The sequence below is a fragment of the Granulicella cerasi genome (genome assembly GCF_025685575.1).
In the GTDB taxonomy this organism is placed as follows: domain Bacteria; phylum Acidobacteriota; class Terriglobia; order Terriglobales; family Acidobacteriaceae; genus Granulicella; species Granulicella cerasi.
This window is the reverse complement of the sequence record NZ_JAGSYD010000004.1, coordinates 234,787-261,234: the sequence shown is the minus strand read 5'-3', so window position 1 is coordinate 261,234 and position 26,448 is coordinate 234,787. Positions and strand designations below refer to the sequence as shown.

Sequence of the window (26,448 nt, the reverse complement as noted above, 5' to 3'; positions counted from 1 at the left end):
ATCTTTGTCTCAACGACTTCGAGTAGGCTGATCCCTGATGAACTTACCTCGCTTTGCCTGTGCGGCCGCGCTGATGGCTGCAGGCACTCTCTTTTCTGTCTCGGCGCAGGCGCAGGATCCCACCGCGCCGAAGACCGACGCGTCAGCCTCCGTGCCCACCACGATGTTCCCGCACTCTGACGCGTGGCCGTTGTATATCGCCGGTCAGGCGAACATCGTCTTCCAGGCGCATCCGGGCTTTCATTCGACGTACTCGGACACGAACTCCATGTTGAGCCGTGGCGAATACAAGGTTTCGCTCGTAGGAACGCTTTTTACGGGCGTGCAGCTGGTGCGTAAGCCACGCTACGACACAGATTTCATCTTCGATCTCGAAAGCGCGGGTGGCCGAGGCATCTCCGAGGCTCTCGGGCTTGCCGGCTTCACGAACCTCGACGTCGTGCGCAATCCTTCGCTGGGTTCGACGCCTTACGTCGCGCGTGTGCAGCTTCGCACGACGATCGGCTTTACCGACAAGATGGTCGCTGCGCAACGCACGCCGTACTCGCTGGCAACGCAGACGCCGGTTCGCAGGATCGAGCTTCGCGTGGGGCGCATGAGTATGCCGGACGCCTTTGACAACAATAGCGTCGGCACAGACTCGCATCTGCAATTTCTGAACTGGACCGCAGACAACAACGGCGCGTGGGATTACGCCGCCGACACGCGCGGATATAGCTACGCCGTGGTTGCCGAGTACACCGATCATGACTGGCAGGCGCGCTATGCCATCGCACTGATGCCTACGATCGCGAATGGCATCGATCTCGACTGGAGCCTGCGACGCGCCAGTGGACAGAACTATGAAGTGGATTGGAACAACGGCCCCGTTTCGCACTGGTTGAAGGACAAGAAGGGCGCAGTGCGCGTCATGGGCTTCACGAACCACGCGGATATGGGACTCTATCGCAACGCCAATCGCGCCGCGCTCCAGGCCCGTGCGCTCGGGGATGCGAGTGCAACGCCCGACATTACGGCTCATCCCAGGCAGATCACCGTGAAGTACGGATTCGGTGCAAACGTCGAGCAGGAGCTCGGTCATAACCTTCGCGCCTATGGTCGCTTCGGTTGGAACGAGGGCCAGCACGAAAGCTACGCGTACACAGAGGTCGACCAAACATTTGCTGGCGGCATGGATCTCGCTGGCAACGGATGGAACCGCGCGAATGACAAGGTCGGCCTGACGTTGATCAGCAACGCGATCAAGCGTGACCATCAGCAGTACCTGGCGCTCGGCGGGATAGGCTTCATCCTTGGGGATGGCCGACTGAACTACTCGCGCGAAGATATCCTCGAAAGCTACTACAACATGCACAACTGGCGCGGGCTGTTTACGGCCTTCGATGTGCAGTTGATCGCGCACCCTGGCTACAACAACGACCGCGGACCGGTGGCTGTTTTCACCGTCCGCACTCACGTAGATTTCTAGCGCTGTTGGCGGGCGAGACGCGCCATGTCGCGGCGACGATCGCGGATCCAGAAGATGCAGCCGATGTCGAAGAGGACCACGCCAAGGATGGCGACGTTGCGCGCTGTTGCGTACTCACGCCAAACCGTAGCAATGCGTGCCTGCTCCGGGTGGCCGTGCGGGTAGAGGAGCGGAAACTGCATCGACGGGTGATACTTCGTCTCTTCGCCCTTGGGTGACAGCGTGAACTCGCGGATCGCGTCATGCTCGTCGCGGAAACGGACATGCGCAACGTAGACCAGGTCACCATCGCCACTGGTGAGGGTGTCGTTCATCTCCACAGTTCCGGTAGCACGCACGAGAGGACGGTCGATCCACCACGTGTGCAGCGCGAGCCCGACCGCGATTGTCATGAGGATGATGCCCGTCCACAGCAGCGCGAGCTTGAGCGCGTGCGGGAAGCGGCCAGTGGGTACAGGCAGCGCAGCACGGCGTGCTCGAGAGACAACCAGTGGCGAAACGTACGACGGCAAAGCGACCTCTTTCCTTGCCGTCACAACGGCCTACCTTCATTATCGCGCGTGGTTCAACGCAAACAACAACGGCTGCCCCGAAGGACAGCCGTTGCCGATGTTTTGTGCTGCGATTAGCGATGGCCACCACCGCCGCCACCGTGGAAGCCACCGCCTCCACCGCCGTGGAAGCCGCCACCACCGCCGCCGCCGTGGAAGCCGCCGCCTCCGCCACCACCATGGAAGCCGCCGCCACCGCCGCCGCGATATCCGCCGCCGACGTAACCGCGTGCGCCGCCACCATAGTAGCCGCGACCGCCGCCGTAGTAGCCACGACCACCACCGTAGTAGCCGCCGCGATATCCGCCACCGTAGTAGCCGCGGCCGCCGCCGTAATAGCCACGGTGATACCACGGGCCGGCGCCGATGAACGCGCCGTTATAGAACCAGTCCGAGCTGTAGTAGCCGTAGGGCGCGCAAGCATACGGCGCATAGCCGTAGTAGCCCCACTGGCAGGACGAACCGTAGGCGCCATAGTAGCCAGGGCCGCCGATACCGATACCCACCGAGACCTGGGCCTCAGCCTTCGGAGCAGCCAGCGTCAGCGGCGCGAGTACCAGGCTGAGAAGTAAGAGATTACGAAGAATACGCATTGGGGAGCCTCCTTCCCTGCATCCGCGAAAACCGCGAATGTCCGGGGCCATCCTGAGCGCCCCGTACATTCAGTTAGAACCCAAAGCCTCCGCGAATGTTGCTCACAGATGCAACTGCCTGTTTTCGCCCGCCGCAAAACTATACTGAGCACATGAGTTCCCTGCTTTGGCTCGAGATCGCTGCAATCCTTCTAGGCTTACTGCTGGGAAGCTTCCTGAACGTCTGCATCGCACGACTTCCTTTCCATGAAAGCATCGTCAAACCGGGCTCGCGCTGCCCTCACTGTCAGGCGCCGATACGCGCGTATGACAATATCCCGGTGCTGAGCTTCCTGCTGCTGCGCGGACGTTGCCGCCATTGCAAGGCAAGCATCTCGTGGCAGTATCCGCTGGTGGAACTGGCGGTGGCCGCTTGGTTTGTGATTCCCACGCGCCACATCTACTTCGCCGCTGTGGGCGGCCCGGAGGTGAGCTACGCCTTCGCACAGATTCTCATTGAAAGCATCGGCCTCGCGATCCTTGGATGGTTGCTCATCGGGCTCATCTTCATGGACTGGCAGACGCATACGCTACCGGACGCCTTTACACTTCTCGGCATCGGCATCGGCTTCTTCCTCATCTGCGCCGAGTCGATCTTTGAGCCCAACGGCGCAAATGACATTCACATGCATCAGCAGTTGCGCATGTCCAGCCCCGGATCCTTCACCGCCAAGGGCGATGTCTTCCTCACAGGTACGGAGCACTTGGTCTTTGGCCGCCTGGCGGCGATTCTCGCGGCCACATTTCTGCTGTGGTTTGTGCGCTGGGCATACAAGCGCGTGCGTGGGTGCGAGGGACTGGGTGCCGGCGACGTGAAGCTGCTGGCGATGATCGCTGCGTTCCTCGGCTTCTGGCCGGCGATGCTGGCGCTCTTCCTCGGCGTCATCGGGGCGGCGCTCTACGCCGTGGTGCTGCTCGCGCGAGGAAAAGCGCAGCGAAGCACACCGCTTCCCTTCGGAGCTTATCTTTCGATGGGTGGAATTGTTGCAGCCGTCTTCGGCGAGGCGATTGTGTCGTGGTACGCACGTCTGCTCTAGCGCATGTTCAATAATGACGCGGGGATGCGCGCTAACCCTTGAAATACGACCGTTTTCGTCGCATTGCTGCATCTGCCGACAGTCGCGCAAAGTGTTCCACAGATGAGTCCTCGCCGACTTGATTCTTGACGCTCACGCTCCTAAACTCAAAAATGTCCATGCAAGCGAACCCTTACATCTGGCAATACTTCCCGCTCGCGATGCAGATTCTGATCGCGCTCGCGATGGCCGGTGGCATGATCACCGCCTCATTCCTTCTTGGCAAGCACAAGCGCAACAAGACCAAGCTGAGCGCCTACGAGTGCGGTATGGACCCGGTGGGCGACGCCCGCGGCCGGTTCTCCGTCCGCTTCTACATGGTCGCCATGCTCTTCATTCTGTTCGACGTAGAGGCTGTCTTCACGCTTCCGTGGGCAGTGATCTATAAGCAACTTCCGCACATCACCGGCAACCCCTTCTTCGGCTTCTGGGAGATGTTCATTTACATGGCATTCGTGGGTGTGGGTCTCTTCTACGTCTGGAAGAAGGGCATCCTGAACTGGTCGAATGACCGCGCCGATCTGTAAACCTTTGCCTCGCTGAGTTCGCTCAGCCGCTTTATCGAAGTAGGAGTCACGGATGTCCGATCCCGCAACCAACCCGGCAACTCCCGAAGCCGTATTCGGCAAAGAAGCTGTTGCCGCTGCGCTGGCCGACCACGCCGCCGTCAAGGGTCTTGAAGCTTTCATCGTCGATGCGAAGTGGGACCGCAATGAGCTGACCCTCACCGTCGCCCCCGAGAGCATCGTCGAGGCCTGCAAGGCCGCACAGGCCTCGGGCTACAACTTCTTCGAGGACTGCACCTGCGTCGACTGGTTCCCCACCGAGCCGCGCTTCCAGGTCACCTACCACCTGCTCTCGCACAAGCTGAAGCAACGCATCCGCCTGATCGCGCGCGTGCACGGCGACACGCCGTCGATCCCCTCGATCACCTCGGTTTGGCCTGCGGCGAACTTCTACGAGCGCGAAGTCTTCGACCTCTTCGGTGTGCGTTTTGAAGGCCACCCGCGCCTCACCCGCATCATGATGCCCGACAACTGGAACGGCCACCCGCTCCGCAAGGATTACCCGGTGGAGGGATACCGCTAATGAGCCCGACCGACCTGCTCGAAAAGAACGAATCTGCCGAAGAAGTCCGCCACCCGATGGCTGGGTTGAACACCCAGATCTCCGGCGCAACGCTCACCACCTTCCGCCCGGCGGAAGACCTCATCATTCCTGACGTCAAGGATGTCGTCGAAGAGTCCGTCTCCGGCCGTGCGCCAGAAGGCTCTGATCCGATCTCCGACAAGACGATGGTCCTGAACATGGGCCCGCAGCACCCGTCCACGCACGGCGTGCTCCGTCTCGTCATCGAGATCGACGGCGAAACCGTCGTCTCGCTCGCACCCGACATCGGTTACCTGCACACTGGCATCGAGAAGACCTGCGAAGCCAAGTTCTACAACCAGGTCACGCCTCTCACGGATCGCATCGACTACCTCTGTCCGATGACGAACAATACCGCGTATGCGCTGGCAGTCGAAAAGCTCCTCGCGCTCGAAGTTCCCGAGAAGGCCCAGTGGCTGCGCGTGCTCTTCAACGAGCTGACCCGCATTCAGTCGCATCTCGTGTGGCTCGGCACGCACGCCATGGATATCGGCGCGCTGACGGTCTTCCTCTATTGCTTCCGCGAGCGCGAAGAGCTGCTCCGCATCTTCGAGGCCGTCTCCGGCCAGCGCATGATGACCAGCTACGTTCGCATCGGCGGCGTCGCACTGGAGCCGCCCGTCGGTCTCTTCAAGCGCATCCGTGCCTTCCTTGCGGACTTTCCTTCGAAGATCGACGAGTACGAAGGTCTGCTCGAGAAGAACCCGATCTGGATCGGCCGCCTCAAGGGCATCGGCTACCTCACCGGCGAGCAGGCCATCGCTCTCGGCGTCACTGGCCCGCCGCTTCGCGCCTCGGGCGTCGACTTCGACCTCCGCCGCGACATGCCGTACTCCAGCTACGAGAAGTTCCAGTTCAACGTCCCGGTTGCGACCGAAGGTGACGTATGGGCTCGCTACAAGGTCCGTATGCTGGAGATGCGCGAGAGCGTCAAGATCTGCCTGCAGGCTCTCGACGGCATGCCGGAAGGCCGCTACGTCGCGCATGCCCCGAAGATTCTCGTTCCCGACCGTGAGCAGATGAAGACCCAGATGGAGTCGCTCATCCACCACTTCAAGATCGTCACCGAAGGCTTCCAGGTCCCGGCCGGCGAAGCGATGAGTGCGGTGGAAGCTCCTCACGGCCAGATGAACTACTACGTCGTCTCCGACGGCACCACGAAACCCTACCGCGTCCATATGCGCAACGCCGATTTCTGCACGCTGCAGGCGCTGGAGACGATGTGCAAGGGGCAGTTGATCGCCGACGTCGTGGCTGTGATTGGTTCTATCGATATCGTGCTTGGGGCAATTGACCGCTAGGTGAATGCCGCCCTCCACACCGAACTTTGGACCTCCTGGGCGGCAGTCCTCCGCAGCTACGCCGCCGCCCACGGATTGAACGCACCGCAGCACGCCGTGGTTGAGGTAAGCGCGGAAAAAATTACGCTTCGGGTGGGCAGCCGCTGGCTGGCCTTCACCCCGGAGCAGATGGAAACCAGCGAAGGCGCCGCAAAGCCCTTCGCGTTGCATGAAGACGGGACCGTTTCCGCAGGAGACGACGCCCCCGAAGAGATGGACTTCGCCGCCGAGCGTTTGGTGCGCGGAGTGATGTTTGAGGAGTAGGCCAACGATGGCAGCTGTAACCAACTCGATCTTTTCCCCGGCTTACGCCGCGCGGTTCGACAAGCTCGCGACCATCTATCCGATGAAGCGCTCGGCGCTCGTCCCCATGCTGCTCTATGCGCAGGACGATCTCGGCTACGTCACCGATCCGGCCATTGCGGAGATCGCCACCCGCCTCGACCTGCTCGAGTTGGACGTGCGCGGCGTGCTCAGCTACTACTCGATGCTCCGCACCAAGCCTGCCGGCAAGTACAACGTGCAGGTCTGCACGAACATCTCCTGCATGTTGCGTGGCGGCTTCGAGATGCTTGACCACTGCAAGAAGGAACTCGGCATCGGCCACAAGGAAGTCACCGCCGACGGCCTCTTCTCGCTTGAAGAAGTCGAGTGTATTGGTGCCTGCTGCTGGGCACCCGCCGTCCAGGTCAACTACGACTTCCACGACAACCTCACCCCCGCCAAGATGACCCAGATCCTCACGGACTACCGCGAAGGCCGTGGAAAGGACGTGAAGTAAATGCCCACTCTCGTCTCCCATCCCGACGAAGTCAAAGTCATCAGCCGCCGCTTCGGTGCAGGCGCAGCCGACATCGACAAGTACGTCGAACTCGACGGCTATAAGGCCGTGCAGAACGCCATCGAGAACGGTCCCGAATGGATCATCAATGAGATGAAGGCCTCCGGCCTCCGTGGCCGTGGCGGCGCAGGCTTCCCCACCGGCATGAAGTGGTCGTTCGTGCCGAAGGTTTCCGAGAAGCCGAAGTACGTTCTCGTCAACGGTGACGAATCCGAGCCCGGCACCTGCAAGGACCATGTGATCTTCCTGCATGACCCGCACTCGGTCATCGAAGGCACCATGATCGCGGGCCTCGCCATCGGCGCGAAGACCGGCTTCATCTATCTCCGTGGTGAGTATCGCTACCTTCTCAAGATCGTCGAAAAGGCCGTCGCTGACGCCTATGCCAAGGGCTTCCTCGGCAAGAACATCTTCGGCAAGGAAGGCGTGGACTTCGACATCATCACGCAGTCCGGCGCGGGCGCTTACGAAGTCGGCGAAGAGTCGGCCCTGATGGAGTCGCTCGAAGGCAAGCGTGGTGTGCCGCGCATCAAGCCTCCGTTCCCTGCTGTTGTCGGCCTCTACGGTGGCCCCACGGTCATCAACAACGCCGAGACGATCGCTTCAGCTCCGCACATCCTGCTGATGGGTGGCGAGAAGTACGCCAAGCTCGGGTCTGAGCGCAACGGCGGCACGCGTCTCTTCGGTATCAGCGGCCATGTCGAGCGCCCAGGTGTGTACGAACTCCCCATGGGCTACAACCTTCACGACGCCATCTACAAGGTTGCGGGCGGCGTGAAGGATGGCAAGAAGCTGAAGGCTGTCGTACCCGGCGGTTCGTCCTGTCCGGTGCTGCGCGCCGATGAGCTGAACGTCGGTCTCGACTTCGATCAGATGGGCAAGGCCGGCACGATGCTCGGCTCCGGCGGCATCGTCGTCCTCGACGAATCCGTTTCGATCGTCGAGTTCGCGCTGCGTACGATCCGCTTCTACCAGCATGAATCCTGCGGTTGGTGCATCCCCTGCCGCGAAGGCACGGATTGGCTGAAGAAGACGATGACGCGCTTCCACGCCGGCGGCGGAACGAAGAAGGACATCGACAACATGCAGTACCTCGCTGAGAACATGATGGGCCGCACCTTCTGCCCGCTCGGCGACGCGGCTGCCATGCCGATGCTGGGTTTCTACAAGAAGTTCCGGGCCGAGTTCGAAGAGTATCTCGAAGGCAAGCGCGTCGCGAATCCCCTCATCCAGATCACGCCGGTCGGAGAACCGGCTCTGGCAGGAGCACACTAATGCGTACCCTCGTGGCGGTAGCTGTTCTGGCAGTGTCCTCTCTGGCGGCTTCGGCGCAGACCAACCCACGCCACACCGGCAAGTGGTGGCTGGAGAAGAGCAATACCTACCGCTCGGCCTACATCAACGGCTATCAGTCCGGTTGGCATCGTGGCCTCGGTAAGGACACGCCGCTCAAGCCTTTCGGCGCACAAGCGGTGACGGACGGCCTCGACAAGTTCTACGGCGATTTCAAGAACCGCATCATTCTGCTAGACGATGCGATCACTTACGTCACTGATGAGTTGACCGGTACTCCCAAGGAAAAGCTCGAGGCGGAGCTGTTGGGCTTCCGTAATAAGGCCGCAAAGCTGGGAACAGAAGAAGAATAGTGGCTGCATTCACTCCATCACGGCTCCTCCTCGCAACGCTCGCCGTTGCGTGCGTCTTCGCGTCCGGCTGCAAGGCCCGCGAGATGGGGGTGAAGTACGCTGACAAGCGCGCAGCGCATGTGGACACGACCTGGCTGCTGGCAGCGAACGCCTGCTGGCCTGACCTGGCGCACGCGGGCTACACCCTCGGCGACGTGAAGAGTTACCTCTCGGATCCGCTGCACTTCCGCGCGACCTTCGCCGCGTATGCATCGCTTTCCAACGACGAGTTGATCACCGTGGCCGAAACTCCGGTGATGAAGGCACCGCTTCCCGACTCCGGCATCTTCAACCAATCGCAGAACCCTGTACTTACTCGCCAGCAAGCGCTGCAAGGAAACAACGCGCGCGGCACTCTCGTTTCAGACACCAACGGCATCGCGCCCCAAGACAGCCTGTGCGCTATTCAGGCTGGAACCCCGGTAGGATTTCGATAGGCCTCACCCAGAAGGACTCGTTTTATGGCTGATGTGAATTTCATCGTCGACGGAAAGAAGCTGACCGCACCTGCGGGCACGCTGCTGATTGATGCCTGCAAGAGCGCGGGCATCGAGATTCCGGCGTTCTGCTACTACCCTGGCCTCTCGCTGCAGGCCGCCTGCCGCATGTGCGTCGTGCGCATCGAAAAGATGCCGAAGCTCCAGACCGCCTGCACCACGCCGGTCGCGGAAGGCATGAACGTCACTACTGAGTCGCCGGAGATCGCGCAGGCCCGCAAGGCCACGCTGCAGCTTCTGCTCGGCAATCATCCGCTCGACTGCCCCGTCTGCGACGCCGGCGGCGAGTGCGAACTGCAGGACATGACCTTCAAGTACGGCGCTGCGGAGAGCTTCTACGCGGAGCCGAAGAACCATCGCGAAGAGCAGCAGTGGTCGCCGGTCGTCTACTTCGACCGCCCGCGCTGCATCCTCTGCTACCGCTGCGTGCGTATGTGCGGCGAAGGCATGGACATCTTCGCGCTCGGCATCCAGAACCGCGGATCGTCGGCTGTGATCGCGCCGAACGTTCCCGCAGAGCTTTCGCCCGACCACCTCGCCCACGTCGATTGCGAGCAGTGCGGCATGTGCATTGACGCCTGCCCCGTTGGAGCGTTGACCTCCGGCACCTACCGCTACAAGACCCGTCCGTGGGAGATGAACCACGTCGCCACCATCTGCACGCATTGCGGCGATGGCTGCAAGACGACCCTGGGTGTGCGTTCGGTCAACCAGGGCGCGGAGATCGTTCGCGGCGACAACCGCGACAAGAGCGGTATGAACGGCGACTTCCTGTGCAACAAGGGTCGCTTCGCCTTCGACTTCGCCAACAACACCGAGCGCCTAACGGCTCCGCTGGTGCGCAAGAACGGCGTGCTGACCGAAGTGAGCTGGGAAGAGGCTCTCACGGTCGCAGCTGAGAAGCTTGCGGCGGCCAAGTCGGGCAAGGGTGTCGGCGTCATCGGCTCCAACCGCACCACCAACGAAGAGAATTACCTGCTGCAGAAGTTCGCGCGCACGGTTCTCGGCACCAACAATATTGATCATCACCGCACGGCCGATTACGTCACCCTCGCAGCAGCGCTGCAGGGTGCGGAAGGTCGCTTCGCGTCGCAGCATGACGTGGAGAAGTCCCCGGCGGTCCTGCTCATCGGCGGCGACCCGACCAATCAGGCTCCGTTGACCGCGTGGAACCTGCGCTCGAACGTTCGCCTGAACAAGGCGCGCGTTTACGTCGCAAATCACGAAGAGATCAAGCTGCGCCGTCAGTCGAAGCGCTTCGTGCAGGTCTCAGAGTTCGGCTACGGCGCGTTCGCGGGCTACCTCGCAGGCGATGACGCTCAGGCCAACGCTGCTTCAACGATCGCTCAGGCCGACGAGCTCTCGAGCTTCCGCGAGACCGTGAAGGGCGAAGAGAACCTTGTTGTCGTGATCGGCAATGAAGTGCGCGGTGGCGAACTCGCCAACCTCATCGCTGCACTGCCGAACGCCAAGTTTGCCCTCACCGCCGACTACGCGAACTCGCGTGGCGCAGCCGACATGGGCCTGCTGCCGGACCTTCTCCCCGGCTACCAGCCGTTGATTGGTGCTGCGGGGCTCGACCTGCTCGCCATGATGGACGCAGCCGCCAAGGACCAGCTCGATGCGCTGTATGTTGTCGGCGCAAACCCGGTAAAGCGCTTCGGTATCGAAGCCGCTTCGCTCGCGGGCACCACGCTCATCGTGCAGGACCTATTTCTCACGGAGACTGCGCAGCTTGCTGAAGTCGTTCTTCCCGCAGCGACGCTCTACGAGAAGACCGGTTCGGTCACGAACAGCTATGGCGACGTACAGCTTGTCTCGAAGGCGGCCGACAAGGCCGGCACGCGTTCGGACTTCGAAATCATCGTGCGCCTCGCCGACAAGCTGGGTCACGAAGTGAAGCAGCTCGTGCCGTTCGGCAAGGGGCTGCGTTCGGACCTCGGCCAGACCCGCGGTGCGCAGTCCGGTGAAGCCGATCGTCACGCGGTTTGGCTCTCGGCCAACAACCTCGAGCCTAAGGTTTCGCCTTTCGATCCGTTCGCGATCCTCGACGAGATCCAGCGCCTCGTGCCCGGCTACGACAAGCTTCTTCGTCTCCAACTGCTCTCGGGCAACGATCAGCACATCGCTCCGGCATCATCGGGTCTTGTGCAGATCCAGACCGCCGTGTCCCGCAAGGACCTCGTGCTGCCCGCATCCGATACGCTCTTCACTTCCGGTTCGCTCACGGCCTACTCGCCGATGCTCAACGAAGTGCAGCGCCACGAGGCCCGCGAAGTGGCCGATCACCTGGCGAGCGCCGACTAACTGCAAAGAGACTTAGAGAATGCATCTTTCGCCACTCATTACGTTTCTCCTGCTCTCACTACTGAAGATTGTGGTGGTGCTGGTGATCACGCTCACGGCAGTCGCCTACACGGTGCTGCTGGAGCGCAAGCTGCTCGGCCGCATGCAGAACCGCTGGGGACCGTCGCGCGTCGGCCCATTCGGCCTGCTGCAGCCGCTCGCTGACGGCATCAAGCTCTTCCTGAAGGAAGACATGATGCCGCTTGCCGTCGAGCGTCCGCTCTTTGTGCTGGCTCCGCTCATCGCTCTCGGCTGCGCGCTCATGTCGATCGCCATGGTGCCCTTCGGCGCACCGACCCCGATCACCGTCAACGGCGTGACCATCGACATCGGCCAGATTGCCGACGTCAACATTGGCCTGCTGATCATCCTCGGCATCACTTCGGTTGGTGTCTATGGCATCGCGCTCTCCGGATGGAGCTCGAACAACAAGTACTCGCTTTTCGGCTCGCTCCGCGCGTCGGCACAGCTCATCAGCTATGAACTCGCTCTGGGGCTTTCACTGGTCGGCGTGGTGCTCCGCGCTGGTTCGCTGCGCCTTCGCGACATCGTCGACTCGCAGTCGGCACACGGCGCGCTGAGCTGGAACATCCTCGGCGGCTTCCAGATCATTGCGTTCTTCATCTACATGATGAGCGCCTACGCCGAAACGAATCGCGCTCCGTTCGATCTTCCCGAAGCGGAGTCGGAACTCGTCGCCGGTTACCACACCGAGTATTCGTCGATGAAGTTCGCCATGTTCTTCATGGCAGAGTACGCGAACATGATCACCGTGGCTTGCGTGGCTTCGGTCATGTTCCTCGGTGGTTCGGGTTCGCCCTTCGGCCATGTTTTCGATCATGTCCTGAATAACGCGGTTTTCAACTTCCTTCTCCCCTGCCTCTGGTTTGTGGCGAAGGTCATCTTCTTCATCATGCTGTACATCTGGGTGCGCGCTACGGTTCCGCGCTTCCGTTACGACCAGCTCATGAGCTTCGGCTGGAAGTTCCTGCTCCCCATCGCGATGCTCAACATCCTGGCCACCGCTCTGGCAATGGCCCTCCACAGCAAAGTTTAGAATCGGCAGTAACAGAACAAGAAAAGAGCAGCAAAGCCCACAATGCAACTTGCACTGTTCACAATCTTCGGACTGCTGGCGGTCGTCGCAGCCATCAACATGCTGGCGCAGAAGCACCCGATCAACTCGGCGCTCTCGCTCGTGGTGGTGATGATGTCGCTCGCCGTCCTGTACTTCTCGCTGGGCGCAGAGTTCCTCGCCGCAGCGCAGGTCGTCGTCTACTCCGGCGCCGTCATGGTGCTGTTCGTCTTCGTCATCATGCTGCTGAATGCGGGTGAGGAAGAACAGACGGAAGGCTCTCGAGTTGCCGCCATCGCCGGGTTCCCGGGCGCAGCCGCGGTGCTCTGCCTGCTGACCTTCCTCTTCCTACGCGAGAAGAAGAACCTCGGCTACGTTCATGCAGGTGCAGCGCTCTCGGGCGTCATCTCGAACATCACCGAGATTTCGCATCAGCTCTTTACGTCACTGCTGCTGCCGTTCGAAGTCACCTCGATCCTGGTGCTCGTCGCCATCCTCGGAGCCGTTGTGCTCGCGCGAAAGGAGCTTTAGGCAGATGGTTCCTGTTTCCTACTACCTAATCCTCGCGGCCATCCTCTTCACCATCGGCATGGCGTCGTTCCTCGTCAAGCGCAACGTCATCTCCGTCTTCATGTCGATTGAGCTGATGTTGAACGCCGTGAATCTCACGTTTGTCGCCTTCAGCCACATGTGGCACCAGGTGAGCGGACAAATCTTCGTTTTCTTCGTGATGGTCGTCGCTGCGGCAGAAGCTGCCGTGGGTCTCGCCATCATCATCGCGCTCTTCCGTGCGCGCCAAACGCTCTCGATCGATCAGGTCGACCTGATGAAGAACTAGCAAGGATAGCGACCGATACCGATGAATCCGAATCTCCTCTGGTACATTCCGCTGCTTCCGTTCCTGGGCTTCCTGCTCAACGGAACGATTGGCCGCAAGTTTCCGCGCCCGCTCGTCGTAGCGGTGGCGCTCTTCTTCACGGCGATCCCTGCCGGCATCGTGGCTTATCTTTGGACGGTCCTGAAGGCCGCCGGTGCACCGCTCGCCATCAGCGTGGTGTCGAAGCCCTGGATTGCAGTCTCCGGTTTCACCGTGAACTTCGCCTTCACCGTCGACCACCTGACGCTCCTGATGCTCAGCATCATCACCGGCGTCGGCTTCCTGATCCACCTCTACTCTGCCGGCTACATGGCGCATGAGGAAGGTTTCTGGCGCTTCTTTGCCTACCTGAACCTGTTCATGTTCTTCATGCTGGTGCTGGTGCTCAGCGCGAACTTCCTGCTGCTCTTCGTCGGATGGGAAGGTGTGGGCCTCGCGTCCTACCTGCTGATCGGCTTCTACTTCACCAAGGACTCGGCCGCAAACGCAGGCAAGAAGGCCTTCGTCGTCAACCGCATCGGTGACCTCGGCCTGCTGATCGCAATGTTCCTGCTGATCGCCAACTTCCACACGCTTAACTTCGACGGTGTCTTCGCGCAGATCGCTGCGAACCCGACGATCAGCACCTGCCTGCTGACGGCGATTGGTTTCATGCTGCTGCTCGGCGCCACCGGTAAGTCGGCGCAGATTCCGCTGTACGTCTGGCTTCCCGACGCAATGGAAGGCCCCACTCCCGTGTCGGCCCTGATCCACGCAGCGACGATGGTCACCGCGGGCATCTACATGATGGCTCGCTGCCATGTGATTCTCGACCGCGCCCCTTCGGTGATGATCACGATCGCGATCATCGGTGCCGTCACCGCGCTCATGGCTGCCACCATCGGCCTCGTGCAGCATGACATCAAGCGCGTGCTGGCGTACTCGACGGTCTCGCAGCTCGGCTACATGGTGCTCGCCTGCGGAGTCGGAGCCTACACCGCTGGCGTCTTTCACCTGATGACGCACGCCTTCTTCAAGGCACTGCTCTTCCTCGCGGCGGGTTCGGTGATCCACGCTGTTGGTGGTGAGCAGGACATGCGCAAGATGGGCGGCCTTCGCTCGAAGATTCCCGTCACCTTCTGGACGATGACGATCGGCGTCTTCACTATCGCCGGCGCCCCGCTTCTCGCAGCCTTCTTCTCGAAGGACGAGATTCTGTATCAGGCGTTCATCTCGCCGTCGCCGGTCGGGAAGCTCGTCTGGCTGATCGGTGTGATCACCGCGGGCCTGACCAGCTTCTATATGTTCCGCCTCTGGTTCAAGACGTTCTTCGGTGCACCTCGCTTTGAAGAAGCGACGGACGCGCACCACGGTCATCATGACGCTCACGCAGGCCACGGGATCCATGTGCACGAGTCGCCGCTGGTCATGACGCTCCCGCTGATGATCCTCGCAGTGCTCTCGGCGCTCTCCGGCTTCCTTGGAGTGCCAGAGGCCTTCGGCGGACACGACGAGTTTGGACACTTCCTCGCTCCGGTACTTTCGTCCGGCGAAGCCGAGCATGCTGCTTCTGCAGCAAGCCCAATCCTGTTGGCAAGTGTATCGGTCGCCATGTTCGCGGTTGGACTGCTCGTAGCCTGGCAGATGTACTACCGCAAGCCCGGCACCGGCGCGGCCCTCGCAGCCAAGCTCAAGCCCGTCTACTCGTTGTTGGATCACAAGTACTGGGTGGATGAGATCTACGGCACCGTTATCGTGGCACCGTTGGCCATGATCTCGCGCTTCGGCTTCGGCGCTGTCGAATCAGGTGTGGTGCAAGGCGTGCCCACCGCGGGAGCCGGTATCACTCGCGGCGTCGGCGCTATCGCTCGCCGCATGCAGTCCGGCAACATTCGCTCGTATGCAGGATGGTTGGCGCTCGGCGCCGCTGTCATTCTTTTCCTCGCAATCTTTACGCAGGTGCCGGTCCGCTGATGAATTTCGATCACACCATCCTCTCGTTGATTGTCTTCACTCCACTCGTCGGCGCAGCTGTGCTCGCGCTGCTGCCCGAGCGTGAAGGCAGCAAACTTCATGCAGCCGCGGCGCTCGTCGTCACGCTGCTGACGTTCTTCTTTACCCTCCACCTGCCGACGTACTTCCGGTACGGCGTTTCGGGCTTCCAGTTCGAGCAGAACTCCGTCTGGATCAACTCGCCGGCGATCCGCTACCATCTCGGCGTCGACGGTCTGTCGATGTGGCTCGTAGTGCTCGCAGGCCTGCTGGCTCCGCTCGGTGTCCTGGCTTCGTGGAAGGCCGTCGCAACGCGCACGAAGCTCTTCTACACGCTCTTCCTGCTCCAGCAGGTGGCGATGCTCGGCATCTTCGTCTCGCTCGACCTATTCCTTTACTACGGCTTCTGGGAGCTTTCGCTCATCCCGATGGCGCTGCTGATCGCGGCCTTCGGCCGCACCGAGAATCGCCGCAAGGCAGGCGTAAAGTTCTTCCTCTACGCCTTCATTCCGTCGGCGCTGCTGCTTGTTGCGATGCTTTGGCTTTATACGAAGACCGGCACCTTCGACTTCCCCGTCCTGGCGGCGCTCGCAGCCAAGGGACAGCTAGCCACCAGCCACCACGCGTTGTGGCTCTGCTCGCTGGCGTTCCTCGCCGCATTTGCGGTCAAGGTTCCGGTGTTCCCGCTGCACGGCTGGCTCTCCGACGCAGTTCAGGAAGCGCCTACCGCTGCGGTGATGGTGCTCGCTGGAAAGCTCGGCCTGTACTCGATCCTGCGCTTCTCCTTCGGCATCTTCCCGGCGGAGTCGCACTACATCGCGCCGCTGCTCATCGCGCTGGGAGCCATCGGCATCGTCTACGGTGCGCTGTTGGCCTGGGTTCAGAATGACCTGAAGAAGCTCGCCGCGTTCTCGACGCTCTCGCACGTCAGCTTCATCGTGCTCGGCATTTTCAGCTTCACGATCCTCGGCATCAATGGTGGCGTCTACCAGATCCTCAACGAATCGCTGATCGGTGCCGCGCTCTTCATCCTGCTCGGCTTGCTTTACGAGCGCTACGGCAGCTACGACATGCGCGACTACGGTGGTCTTGCTACCAAGCATCCGTGGATGGTGACGATGTTCGTCGTTACCGGACTTGCCGCTGTCGGTCTTCCGATGCTCAACGGCTTTGTCGGCGAGTTCCTGATCCTCGCCGGAACCATGCAGTCGGTCGCAACCCATCACATCCTCTGGACCGTCGTCGGCACTACCGGCGTCATCTTCAGCGCGGCCTACATGCTTACGCTGATCCAGAAGGTCTTCTACGGCAAACTCGGCGTACGTTCGACCGAAGTCGCAGGCTTCGATCTCAATGCTCGCGAGCATGTTGAACTCTGGCCGCTGGCGATCCTCTTCCTTGTGATGGGTGTGGCTTCACCCTTCTGGATCAAGGCGATCGACCCCTTCGCCACCAGCGCTTCTGGCCAGGTTCAACATCTGATCAGTGCGCCGAAACATCTCGAAATGGAAACATACGTCCCCGCGACGACGCAGGAGGTCCGCTAATGTCCAACAACCTCCTCGCACTACTGCCTGAGATCATCCTGACGGTAGCTGGCGTGCTCATTATGCTCGCGGAGCCGATGATCGCTCCCGGCAAGAGCCGCAAGCCGCTCGGATGGCTCGCGATCCTCGGCACCATTGGTTCAATGGGCGCTGCCGTGCAACAGCACATCGTCACCGACCGTGCCGGGAATCTGCCGATCACGGCGTTCTATGGCACCATCCAGTTCGACAATTTCTCGGTCTTCTTCCACCTGCTGATCGCTTGTATCGTACTCGCGGTGCTGCTGGCGTCGCTCGATTACTTCGAAGGCCCTGTTTCGCACGCCGGTGAATACTTCGCGCTGCTCTGCTTCGGCGCGACCGGCATGATGCTGATGACCAGCTCGGTTGAGCTTCTGCTCGTCTTCATCGGCCTCGAGATCTCCTCGATCACGACCTACATCCTCGCGGGCTTCCGCAAGGGACAGGCGACAGCTTCCGAGTCGTCTTTGAAGTATTTCCTGCTGGGTTCGTTTGCCACGGCGTTCACGCTCTACGGCATTGCGCTCGCCTTCGGCGCGACGGGTTCGACATCGCTCGCAGTGTTGGCGATGACGTTGCATTCCTCCATGACGCCGACGTTGGCTCTCCTTGCGGTCGCGATGATGCTCATCGGTTTCGGCTTCAAGGTGTCAGCGGCTCCGTTCCACGTATGGACGCCCGATGTTTACCAGGGTGCACCAGCGCCCGTCGTCGCGCTGATGTCCACGGCCCCGAAGGCGGCAGTGTTTGCGGTGTTGCTACGCTTACTCTTCAACGGCGCTCCCGCGCTGCGTGGTGAGTGGCTGCTGTTGGTCACGATCCTGGCGGTCGCCTCGATGTGCATCGGCAACCTCGGCGCGCTGGCGCAAAAGGACGTCAAGCGCCTGCTAGCGTACTCCTCCATCGCGCACGCTGGTTATCTGCTCGTGGCCTTCACCTGCTTCCAGGCGGATGCTGTGTCGGCAGCGTGCTTCTACACCGCGGCGTACGCTGCGATGAACGTCGGTGCGCTGCTCGTCATCACCCAACTGGGTGGTTTCGACGAGCACCTGCGCAGCATTGAAGACTTCACCGGTGTTGGCTTGAAGCGTCCGTTCCTCACGGCGCTGCTGGGCTTCTTCCTCGTCTCGATGATCGGTATCCCGTTCACGGGCGGCTTCTTCGGTAAGTTCTATGTATTCAGTGCGGCGGTTCATGCGGGGCACACCTGGCTTGCGGTGGTCGGCCTGCTGAACTCCGGTGTTGCCTGCTTTTATTACATCCGCCTGCTTGTGGCGTTGTACTCGAAGCCGGCTGCGCAGAAGGAAGTTTCTGTCGGCAAGGCATCGCCGGTGGCTGCGGTCGCGCTTATCGCTTGTGCGCTCGGTACGTTGGCACTCGGCATCGCTCCTGGCAAGTTGCTGAACCTGCTTCAGCGTTCGGCTCCGACTCTCGAGACTGGACCGAGCGAATCGGAACTCCAGCCCGCGGCTGTTCCAACGAGCGCGGTCGCATCGATTACGCGCTAATCGTCGTCGCTCCGCAAACCGAAGGGCCTCTTGATGATTCAAGAGGCCCTTCTTCTCTTGTAGCGCTAGGTCTTCAAAAGCTCTACGCAGTGTCGAGCAATCTGCAGTTCTTCCTGCGTCTCTAGCACCTTCACCTTGTCGCTGGCAGGTTCGACACCAAGAAACTCGAGCCCCTCGCAGATCTGCTGACGGATCGCTTCCGCATGCTCGCCGATGCCACCGGTGAACACGAGCAGATCAAGTCCACCCATCAGCGCCGCGTAGGCACCGATCTGCTTGCGCACAGCGATCACGAACGCATTCATTGCAAGGAGCGCGTGTTCGTCACCGGCCTGAGCCTTCTTCATCAGCTCCTGCATGTCACTCTCGCCGCTCGAAAGAGCGATCAGTCCACTCTTACGGTTCAGCAACTCCTCCAGCTCATCGGCATTGCGACCTTCAGCGCGCAGAAGGTAGATGAGTACGCCGGGATCGAGGTCGCCGCTACGTGTCGCCATCGGAATACCGCCAGTGGGCGTCAGTCCCATCGTGGTGTCGATGGATTTCCCCTCTCTCACGGCGACCAGGCTCGATCCGCTGCCAAGATGCGCGATGATGCAGCGCGCCGGCACACTCGGCTCGAGTCGGTGCACCACGGACTCATACGAGATTCCGTGAAAGCCATAACGCATCACGCCTTTTTCGTACAGCTCGTCAGGAACCGGTAAGCGCGCTGCCACTTCTGGCATCGTGCGATGAAAGACCGTGTCGAAACAAGCGAACTGCGGCACATCCAGAAAGATTTTCTGAGATTGCTTCACAAGCTTGAGTGCCGTCGGAATATGGAGCGGCGCGAAGTGCACGGCACGCTCCAACTCCTCAAGGACATCATGCGTGATGCGTTGATGCTCACGCAGCTTCGGCCCGCCATGAACAATGCGATGCCCCACAGCAACGGGCGCCGCATGGAGATGTTCGCGCAGAGCCTTATCCAGCGTCTTGAGCGCGTCTTCCTGCGACTCCAATACAGACTCGCGCTCGACGAGAGTCTGGCCCTCCCCATCGCGAATGTGCAGGCTGCCTGATGCGTGACCGATGCCTTCTGCCGAACCCGACAGTAAGACCTTCTCCGAAGCATCGGCGGCATAGACGCCAAACTTCAACGAAGACGATCCACTATTGAGAACGAGGATCCCGCCGGTCTCGCTCACTTTGCTGCTCCCAAAGGCCACTGCCAGTTGTTGATTGCTGGCGGGTCAATCCCTTCGCGATGAGCATAGTTCACGTGATCGATGCGCTGGTCCTTCAACCACTCCTTCAGGTGAGCGGCGCTCTGCTGCAGTCGCGGTACGCGATCGATCACGTCGATCGCCAGGCTGAAGCGATCGATCTCGTTGATGATCGCCAGCTCCAGCGGCGTGTTGATGTTGCCGCGCTCGCGGTAGCCATGAATGTGCATGAGGTCGTGGTTCGTTCGCTTGTAGGCAAGCTTATGAATCAACGACGCGTAGCCGTGGAAGTTGAAGATCACGGGAATGTCCGTGCCGAAGAGTGAATCGTAATCTTCCTCGGACATACCATGAGGGTGCGCGGCCTCGGGCATCAGACGGAAGAGGTCGACGACGTTCACGAAGCGCAGCTTAATGTCTGGGCACTTCTCTTTGAGGATCGCCGCTGCGGCGAGCGCTTCTTGCGTCGCTACATCGCCTGCGCAGGCAAGGACAGCATCCGGCTTTGCGCCATTGTCCGTACTCGCCCAGTCCCAGATACCGATGCCCTTCGTGCAGTGCTGTACCGCCTGCTCCATGCTGAGCATGGTGAGATGCGCTTGCTTGTCGGCGACGATGACGTTGTAATAGTCCTCCGAGCGCAGGCAATGATCGGCGACACTCAGCAGGCAGTTCGCGTCTGGTGGCATGTAGATGCGCACTACATCCGGTCGCTTGTTGGTCACGATGTCAAGGAAGCCGGGGTCTTGGTGCGTGAATCCGTTGTGGTCCTGGCGCCACACAAGCGAGGTGATCAGCAAGTTGATCGACGAGATCGGCGCACGCCAGCTCAGTTCGTTTTTCGACTTTTCCAACCACTTTGCATGCTGGTTGAACATCGAGTCGATCACGTGCACGAACGCTTCGTAGCTCGAGAAAAAACCATGACGGCCGGTGAGCACGTAACCTTCGAACCAGCCTTCCAGCGTGTGCTCGCTCAGAATCTCCATCACGCGGCCGTCGAGCGCAATCTCGGTTCCGTCTTCGTCTTCCGGATAGAACTCCGCTTCCCAGGTCTTCTTGGAAGCCGCGTAGATGCCGTCGAGTTTGTTCGACGCGGTCTCATCCGGCCCGAAGACGCGGAAGTTCGTCATGTTGCACTTCATCACATCGCGCAGAAACTTCGCGAGCGTCGCTGTCGGCGAAACATAGCCCTGAGCAGGTTGTTCCACTACAACCGCATACTCCTTGAAGTCCGGCATCAACAGCGGTTTGCGCAGCAGTCCACCGTTCGCGTGAAGGTTCGCACTGATGCGCCGTTCACCGCTGGGCGCAAGCTCTTGCAGCGCGGGGATGAGCTTGCCGCTTTCATCGAAGAGAATCTCCGGCTTGTAGCTCCGCATCCAGTCTTCGACCACTTTCAGGTTTGTGGGGTTCGTTGCAGGATCAAGCACCGGCACCTGGTGCGCGCGCCAGAAACCTTCGACCTTGTGGCCATCGACTTCCTTGGGGCCGGTCCAGCCCTTCGGCGAGCGCAGCACAATCATAGGCCAGCGTGGACGCTCGTACTTGCCTGTCTCGCGTGCTTGCTTCTGTATCCTGCGGATCTCCTCGACACAGTGCTCCATCGTCGCGGCCATCGTCTGGTGCATCGTCGCGGGATCGTCACCTTCGACGAAATAAGGTGTGTACCCATAGCCGCGGAGCAGGTACTCCAACTCTTCGTGCGTGATGCGCGCGAGCACCGTGGGGTTCGCGATCTTGTACCCGTTCAGGTGCAGGATCGGCAGGACCGCGCCATCGCGAATCGGATTGAGGAACTTGTTCGAGTGCCATGACGTCGCCAGCGGTCCGGTTTCTGCTTCGCCATCACCGACCATGCACGCGACGATCAAGTCGGGGTTGTCGAACGCCGCCCCGAACGCATGCGACAAGCTATAGCCGAGCTCGCCGCCTTCGTGGATGGAGCCGGGAGTCTCCGGCGTGCAGTGGCTGCCCAGCGCCCCCGGAAACGAGAAACGGCGGAAGAGTTCCAGCATGCCGCGCTCGTCCTGGCTGCACTGCGGATATATCTCCGAGTAGTGGCCTTCGAGGTAGCCGTTCGACAACGTTGCCGGCGCACCGTGGCCCGGGCCGGCGATGTACATCACGTTCAGATCGAGCTTCTTGATCAGGCGATTCAGATGCACCCAGGTGAAAGATTGTCCCGGATCCGATCCCCAGTGGCCGAGCAGGCGGTGCTTGATGTGCTCCGGCTTTAGCGGCTCGCGCAGCAGCGGATTCGCCCGCAAATAAATCATGCCTGCACTCAGATAGTTGCAGGCACTCCAGTAAGCGTTGATCTTTTCAAGCTCTTCTGAGCTCAACGGCGCAAGCGAATCAAGAGGCATCTTCAGGCTCCAAGGCAAAAGTTCGGGGTCCCGGTGAATGTGCGGCGGCAAGAGGTTTGCGCGGCTTCTCCATCGTTGGATGCACCGCGCCTCTGTCTCGTTCGCACAGACTACCGAATATCGGCAGTGACAACATCAACCTTATGGACTACTTCGAAGAATTTCCGTGATGCCCGTCACCCTTCACGCCTTTAGCGACGGCGGAGCGAACTCCGGCGCAGCGCCAAGCTGAAGATTCGGCTGTGATCCCATCACAAAGCTGAGTTTGCCGCCGTGCTTGATGTCTTCATAGCTGAACCAGAGCTTCTTCTGCGGTACGTCGTTCAAAGCAAACGACTGCACGTAGACATCCTTCGGACCATTGCGGCGAGCTTCTACAACAAGCTCTTTGCCGCCAGCGAGTTGCATCACCGCCCGATCAAACAGCGGGCTGCCTACGACGAAGTTACCGCTCGCAGGATCGACCGAATAGAAGCCCATGGAGCTCATCACGAACCACGCGGACATTTGCCCGACATCTTCGTTGCCCGCCATACCATCGGGGTTTGGCGAGTACATCGTCTCCATCAGGCTGCGCACGCGCTCCTGTGTCTTGTGCGCTTCGCCTCCATAAACGTAAAGGTACGCGATGTGATGCGATGGCTCGTTGCCATGTGCGTACTGCCCGACCATACCGGCGATGTCTGGCGGCGCATCCGGCGGAAGCTCCGAGGACTGATTGAACAACTCGTCGAGTTTTGCGAGGAAGGCCTGTCGCGAGCCGAAGAGTTTGATAAGACCTGCGGGATCATGCTGCGCGCCGAAGGTCGTCTGCCAGGAGTTCGACTCCGTGAAGTCGCGGTACTGCTTGAAGTGCCCCATGCCTTTCGGATCAAACGGTGTGGCCCACGATCCATCGGCCATCACCGGCTGCATGAACTGGCTTTGTTTGTTGAAGTAGCGCCGGTAATTCGTAGCGCGATTGCGCAGCATGGCGGCGTCTTCCGTGTGCCCCAGCCTTTCCGCTACCTGCGCGATCGCCGCATCGTTATAGCAGTATTCGAAGGTGCGCGAGACTGACTCATCCACCTTGTCTGCCGGGATGTAACCCTTCGAGCGGTAGTACTCGAGGCCGTGCAGATTCGAGGTCTGGGCATGTTTCAGCATCGCCGCGTAGGCACGCTTTACGTCGATACCGGGCACGCCCTTCACGATCGCCTCCGAGATTACGCTCGCCGAGTGATAGCCCGTCATGCAGTCGGTCTCACGACCCCAGAGCGGCCACACGGGCATTCCTGCAGGGCTCTCGTGGGCCATACGGACGAGCGTGTTGCAGAACTCTGGCACGCGCTCAGGCTCGAGGAACACGTACATCGGATGTGCTGCGCGGAAGGTGTCCCAGAGGGAGAAGCACGTGTAGTTGTGCTGGCCGTGATGCAGCGAATGAACCTTGTTGTCCATGCCGCGGTACCGCCCGTCTACGTCGTCGAAGAGCGTCGGCCCCATCGCCATGTGATACATCGCGGTATAAAAGACGCGCTTATGATCATCGTTCGTCGTATCGACGCGGATCTTGCTGAGCTGCTTTGCCCAAGCCGCGCGAGCCTTGGCGCGAACGCCGTCAAAATCCCATCCCGGCAACTCTCCTGCATCCCACGCCCCGACCTCGCCGCGAAGGTTCTTCTCGGCCCCTTCTTCGTCGACCGCAGAAATCGCGACCCTCACGACGATCTGTTCACTCTCTTCCGTATGAAAGTGCAGCACCGCCTTCAGATCTTTACCGCTTGTGCGCTGCGAGCTATCAACGAGTTTCCCTTCGCTGAAGAACTCCACATTCGTTGGCGTTTTCGAGAGCTCCAAGGCGAAATACGAGTGCCGAGCATCGGCCCAGCTGAATGACTGATGTCCGCCTCGCAAACCCTTCTCGCCCTTACGAACCATGGTCGCCGAACGCACACTGTCCCCGTTTACGTGCGATAGATCGACGATCAGCCAAGCTTCTTGGCTCGCGGGAAAGGTATAGCGATGGAGACCAACGCGCTCTGTCGCCGTCATCTCGGCTCGCACATTGGGCTTGCTCAACACCACCGAGTAATAGCCCGGTTCCATCTGCTCGGTGCTACGGTCAAACTTCGAGCGATAGCCCTCCTCCGGATGCTCCCGCTTGCCTGGAGAGAGCACAACTCGTCCCGTCCCCGGCATGACGAGGAAATCAAGCAGATCGGCGGCGCCGGTTCCGCTCAAATGCGTGTGGCTGAACCCGATGATCGACGAGTCCGAGCGGTGATAGCCGGAGCACCAGTCCCAGCCCCGCGTGCCCGTGTCCGGCGAAAGCTGCACCATGCCGAACGGCAGCGTCGCCCCTGGGAACGTGTGTCCATGGCCGCCAGTACCGATCCTCAGATCCACCCAACGCAGCGGATCGTCGTGCTGTTCACCCTGCGCCCAGATCGAGGCGGGTAGAGTAGCTGCAGCGCAGGCGGCGGTAGAAGAGGCGAGGAATCGGCGGCGGGAAATCGTTTCCAAAATCATCCTGAACAGCTTAGACGAAGGACCCGACCCACGCGCAACCGCTCATGCAGAAACAGCAAAGCCCCCGCCGGAGCGAGGGCCTTTGCCAAAGCGAACTGCCTCGACGGAGGCAAGCCAGCTTACTTCACCTTGAGGAAGATGATCACGAAGGTGAACAGAGCCAGGGACTCGATGAACGCGAGGCCGAGGATCAGGAAGATGAAGATGCCAGGACGTGCGCCCGGGTTACGTGCGAGAGCTTCCGAAGCCGAAGCGGTTGCCTTGCCCTGAGCCAAACCGCAGATACCAGCGGCGAGAGCCATCGAGAGGCCTGCTGCCAGGGGAACCCACTGGTTGGTAGCTGCTGCTTCCTGAGCGAATGCCGGAGCAGCGAGGAACATCGCTGCCAGCGCTGCGAAAACGTATTGAAGAGTCTTCATTGATTACTCCATGCTCCCGTCGAATGTCGCTGCCAGTGGGTGGTTGAGACTCACCGTGCTGGTCCCCTCACGCTGTGCAGCAGAAACCTCCATACGAACAGGGAGCGCCCAATCGTAGGATTCTTTTGTGCGAGATGGGCCGAAGCCCACCCCGCAAAATTCTAGTGGTCGTGCGATACCGCGAGCGACAGATAGATCGACGCCAACAGGATGAACACGTACGTCTGAACCAGTGCCACACCAAGGTGGAGGCCCATGAACACCAGCGGAATACCGACCGGCAGCAGCGAGAAGAACGCCAGCGTCAGCAGGTCGCCCGCGAACATGTTCGCGTAGAGACGAACCGTGAGCGAAAGCACACGCGCAAAGTGCGAGATGATTTCGATCGGCAGCATCAGCCACGAAATCGCCCAGACCGGTCCGAGGAACTGCTTGATGTAGCCAAAGCCGTTCGCGCGCACGCCGTGGTAGTGGTAGTACACAAACGTGACGAGAGCCAGGCCCAGCGGCACAACCACGTCAGCGGTCGGCGAAGCCAGCCCCGGAACCAGGCCCATCAGGTTCGAAAGCAGGATGAAGAACGCCAGCGCCGTCAGGTAGCCGACGAAGCGCTCGTGGCCGTGGCCGATGATCTGGTGAGCCAGATCGTCCACGAAACCGTCGCTCATCTCTGCGAGGTGCTGCACCGCACCGGGCTTTTCCACGCTCAGCGAAGCCCGCACCGCTACGAAGAACAGCAGCAGGATCGCGAAAACGAGAATCTCCATCGCGAACGAGTTCGTGATGGGCGCCTCGGGATACTTCGGCGCGACGTGCACCGCGGCCAGCAGCTTGTCCACTGGGCCCGCGAAAAGATGATTCAGAAACTTGGTAAAAAGCAGTTGTGTCGGCATAGCAATCTTTGGTGGAGGTGCGCTGTGCGTCTAGGTCGTCCACGCCTTGACCGTGCGTACAGCCTCAATGGTCAGCGCGACGATCCCCATTCCGAGCCCCGCAAAGAGCGCGTAAACAGAACCATCCAGTAGCTTAAGACTACCATAGAGCGCAGCCAGCATCAGGGCCAGCATAAGGAAGAATCCAGCGAGGACTCTCCCTAGAGGCGTCGGCGTTTTTGCGGTTCCATCACCGGAACCGGCGGCGTCCATGAGCGCGATCACCGTCGTCATCAGGCGGAGCCACTTCCACAGCCCGAGCGCCGAAATCGCGGCGCCGACCAGCAGTAGCGTTGCCGACTGCCACCCCATCTTCCACCACACGATCGGCGCAACGATGACCGCCATGATCGCCACCAGGCGCAGCGCGCGCTTGATGATCGCCGAAGCCTCGGCGTCCGAAAAATTCGTCAGGTCAAACAAGC

25 protein-coding genes are annotated in these 26,448 nt (G+C 60.6%); 17 read left to right on the top strand and 8 right to left on the bottom strand.

Annotated features, from left to right (window positions below; translation table 11 throughout):
- Window positions 1-37: 37 nt before the first annotated feature.
- Window positions 38-1,468 (top strand): carbohydrate porin, encoded by a 1,431-nt coding sequence (locus tag OHL11_RS14765; protein WP_263372296.1) that lies wholly within the window; start codon window positions 38-40, stop codon window positions 1,466-1,468.
- Here the strand turns inward: OHL11_RS14765 and OHL11_RS14760 are convergent.
- A complete protein-coding gene (locus tag OHL11_RS14760) occupies window positions 1,465-1,980 on the bottom strand; it encodes a DUF3592 domain-containing protein (protein ID WP_263372295.1) in 516 nt (171 codons plus the stop codon). The two genes, OHL11_RS14765 and OHL11_RS14760, sit on opposite strands and share 4 nt — an antisense overlap.
- A 113-nt stretch (window positions 1,981-2,093) precedes the next feature.
- Complete coding sequence (locus OHL11_RS14755) at window positions 2,094-2,612, bottom strand: hypothetical protein (protein ID WP_263372294.1); 519 nt, start codon at window positions 2,610-2,612, stop codon at window positions 2,094-2,096.
- 152 nt (window positions 2,613-2,764) lie between these two features.
- Between OHL11_RS14755 and OHL11_RS14750 the strand changes: the two genes are divergently transcribed.
- The 16 genes from OHL11_RS14750 to OHL11_RS14675 all read left to right on the top strand — a co-directional run bounded on the left by OHL11_RS14750 (window position 2,765) and on the right by OHL11_RS14675 (window position 18,584).
- On the top strand, window positions 2,765-3,688 hold the full coding sequence (locus OHL11_RS14750; protein WP_263372293.1) for a prepilin peptidase: 924 nt from the start codon (window positions 2,765-2,767) through the stop codon (window positions 3,686-3,688).
- Window positions 3,689-3,846: 158 nt separating this feature from the next.
- Window positions 3,847-4,254, top strand: a complete 408-nt coding sequence (locus OHL11_RS14745; RefSeq protein WP_263372292.1) for an NADH-quinone oxidoreductase subunit A — start codon at window positions 3,847-3,849, stop codon at window positions 4,252-4,254.
- 52 nt (window positions 4,255-4,306) lie between these two features.
- Window positions 4,307-4,816 carry an NADH-quinone oxidoreductase subunit C gene (locus OHL11_RS14740; RefSeq protein ID WP_263372291.1) on the top strand — a complete coding sequence of 170 codons (510 nt, stop codon included), beginning with the start codon at window positions 4,307-4,309 and terminating at the stop codon, window positions 4,814-4,816.
- Window positions 4,817-4,872: 56 nt separating this feature from the next.
- Entirely contained in the window at window positions 4,873-6,177 is a 1,305-nt protein-coding gene (gene nuoD, locus OHL11_RS14735; protein WP_390236371.1) for an NADH dehydrogenase (quinone) subunit D, read from the top strand.
- Window positions 6,178-6,480: a transcriptional regulator gene (locus OHL11_RS14730; RefSeq protein ID WP_263372290.1), complete on the top strand. Its 303-nt coding sequence runs from the start codon at window positions 6,178-6,180 to the stop codon at window positions 6,478-6,480.
- Between the two features lie 7 nt (window positions 6,481-6,487).
- Window positions 6,488-6,997 carry an NADH-quinone oxidoreductase subunit NuoE family protein gene (locus OHL11_RS14725; protein ID WP_263372289.1) on the top strand — a complete coding sequence of 170 codons (510 nt, stop codon included), beginning with the start codon at window positions 6,488-6,490 and terminating at the stop codon, window positions 6,995-6,997.
- A complete protein-coding gene (gene nuoF, locus OHL11_RS14720; protein WP_263372288.1) occupies window positions 6,998-8,332 on the top strand; it encodes an NADH-quinone oxidoreductase subunit NuoF in 1,335 nt (444 codons plus the stop codon).
- Window positions 8,332-8,703, top strand: a complete 372-nt coding sequence (locus OHL11_RS14715; protein ID WP_263372287.1) for a hypothetical protein — start codon at window positions 8,332-8,334, stop codon at window positions 8,701-8,703. Before nuoF ends, OHL11_RS14715 begins: the two co-directional genes overlap by 1 nt.
- Window positions 8,703-9,179: a hypothetical protein gene (locus OHL11_RS14710; protein WP_263372286.1), complete on the top strand. Its 477-nt coding sequence runs from the start codon at window positions 8,703-8,705 to the stop codon at window positions 9,177-9,179. Before OHL11_RS14715 ends, OHL11_RS14710 begins: the two co-directional genes overlap by 1 nt.
- Before the next feature lie 24 nt (window positions 9,180-9,203).
- Window positions 9,204-11,546, top strand: coding sequence for a molybdopterin-dependent oxidoreductase (locus OHL11_RS14705; protein ID WP_263372285.1), 2,343 nt, complete (start codon window positions 9,204-9,206; stop codon window positions 11,544-11,546).
- A 19-nt stretch (window positions 11,547-11,565) separates the two neighbouring features.
- On the top strand, window positions 11,566-12,642 hold the full coding sequence (gene nuoH / locus OHL11_RS14700) for an NADH-quinone oxidoreductase subunit NuoH (protein ID WP_263372284.1): 1,077 nt from the start codon (window positions 11,566-11,568) through the stop codon (window positions 12,640-12,642).
- Window positions 12,643-12,684: 42 nt separating this feature from the next.
- Window positions 12,685-13,191: an NADH-quinone oxidoreductase subunit J gene (locus OHL11_RS14695; RefSeq protein WP_263372283.1), complete on the top strand. Its 507-nt coding sequence runs from the start codon at window positions 12,685-12,687 to the stop codon at window positions 13,189-13,191.
- A gap of 4 nt (window positions 13,192-13,195) precedes the next feature.
- Window positions 13,196-13,498: an NADH-quinone oxidoreductase subunit NuoK gene (gene nuoK / locus OHL11_RS14690; RefSeq protein WP_263372282.1), complete on the top strand. Its 303-nt coding sequence runs from the start codon at window positions 13,196-13,198 to the stop codon at window positions 13,496-13,498.
- 21 nt (window positions 13,499-13,519) lie between these two features.
- Window positions 13,520-15,490: an NADH-quinone oxidoreductase subunit L gene (nuoL, locus tag OHL11_RS14685; protein WP_263372281.1), complete on the top strand. Its 1,971-nt coding sequence runs from the start codon at window positions 13,520-13,522 to the stop codon at window positions 15,488-15,490.
- Entirely contained in the window at window positions 15,490-17,055 is a 1,566-nt protein-coding gene (locus OHL11_RS14680) for a complex I subunit 4 family protein (protein WP_263372280.1), read from the top strand. The genes nuoL and OHL11_RS14680 overlap by 1 nt, the downstream gene beginning before the upstream one ends.
- Window positions 17,055-18,584: an NADH-quinone oxidoreductase subunit N gene (locus OHL11_RS14675; protein ID WP_263372279.1), complete on the top strand. Its 1,530-nt coding sequence runs from the start codon at window positions 17,055-17,057 to the stop codon at window positions 18,582-18,584. Before OHL11_RS14680 ends, OHL11_RS14675 begins: the two co-directional genes overlap by 1 nt.
- 65 nt (window positions 18,585-18,649) lie before the next feature.
- On the opposite strand, the gene OHL11_RS14670 is transcribed toward OHL11_RS14675, so the two are convergent.
- The 6 genes from OHL11_RS14670 to OHL11_RS14645 all read right to left on the bottom strand — a co-directional run bounded on the left by OHL11_RS14670 (window position 18,650) and on the right by OHL11_RS14645 (window position 26,446).
- On the bottom strand, window positions 18,650-19,774 hold the full coding sequence (locus OHL11_RS14670; RefSeq protein ID WP_263372278.1) for an acetate/propionate family kinase: 1,125 nt from the start codon (window positions 19,772-19,774) through the stop codon (window positions 18,650-18,652).
- On the bottom strand, window positions 19,771-22,161 hold the full coding sequence (locus tag OHL11_RS14665) for a phosphoketolase family protein (protein WP_263372277.1): 2,391 nt from the start codon (window positions 22,159-22,161) through the stop codon (window positions 19,771-19,773). The genes OHL11_RS14670 and OHL11_RS14665 overlap by 4 nt, the downstream gene beginning before the upstream one ends.
- A 183-nt stretch (window positions 22,162-22,344) precedes the next feature.
- The gene (locus tag OHL11_RS14660) at window positions 22,345-24,666 is read right to left on the bottom strand and encodes a GH92 family glycosyl hydrolase (protein WP_263372276.1); all 2,322 of its coding nucleotides are present in this window, start codon (window positions 24,664-24,666) and stop codon (window positions 22,345-22,347) included.
- Between the two features lie 125 nt (window positions 24,667-24,791).
- A complete protein-coding gene (locus OHL11_RS14655) occupies window positions 24,792-25,091 on the bottom strand; it encodes an ATP synthase F0 subunit C (RefSeq protein WP_263372275.1) in 300 nt (99 codons plus the stop codon).
- 161 nt (window positions 25,092-25,252) lie between these two features.
- Window positions 25,253-25,984 carry a F0F1 ATP synthase subunit A gene (atpB, locus tag OHL11_RS14650; RefSeq protein WP_263372274.1) on the bottom strand — a complete coding sequence of 244 codons (732 nt, stop codon included), beginning with the start codon at window positions 25,982-25,984 and terminating at the stop codon, window positions 25,253-25,255.
- Between the two features lie 30 nt (window positions 25,985-26,014).
- Complete coding sequence (locus OHL11_RS14645; RefSeq protein ID WP_263372273.1) at window positions 26,015-26,446, bottom strand: hypothetical protein; 432 nt, start codon at window positions 26,444-26,446, stop codon at window positions 26,015-26,017.
- Between the last annotated feature and the right edge of the window lie 2 nt (window positions 26,447-26,448).